1 protein-coding gene is annotated in these 603 nt (G+C 50.6%); it reads right to left on the bottom strand.

From position 1 onward, the window contains the following. Nucleotides 1–603 (bottom strand): endonuclease/exonuclease/phosphatase family protein (locus R7E78_RS28270; RefSeq protein WP_411913782.1); only part of this gene is annotated, 603 nt, incomplete at both ends.

Below are 603 nucleotides of genomic sequence, written 5' to 3' on the forward strand. Positions count from 1 at the left end.
GCACACCGATCTGGGTTGTCACCATGCGGTGATCTGAGCCTTGTGGAAAAGCAGAGGATTCACGAGAGCAAATGATTCGCTGTCCTTGCTCAGATTTTAGCCACAAGTGATCAATACCTATCATCATCGGCTCTGGCACGTTTATGAATTTCATGTTAGTTAGGCAGCTCGTCACGGGCGCGGTTTGAAAACTCGGGAACAGCGTAGAAAACCGAGGGCTAACCGAGGAGAGATTGAAATCCCCCACAACCAACACCTCTGGCTCGGGATAAAGCGCGGTCAGCGTTTCTATGGTTCGCACCAACGCATTTCTTTGATGCCAAAGCTCGCTGGTTCTTGGTGACGGTGGATGAGCCGCAAACAAAGTGATCGGTGCTTGACCTTTAGGCAACCAAACCGCTCTGATGACTTCTTGTCCATTTGGCGCACGATAAACCGAAACCTCCGTGATCGGGTGTCGGCTAAGAATCATCAAATTTGATGGGTACCCTACGTCACGTTGGCCACCATAATAATGCGGATAGACATCATCCAACATGTGCAAGAGGCTGCCAACACGCGGCGTCAGCTCTTGCATCACCACCAAATCAGAAGGATGCCTCA

Source organism: Vibrio sp. YT-19(2023) (assembly GCF_033337395.1).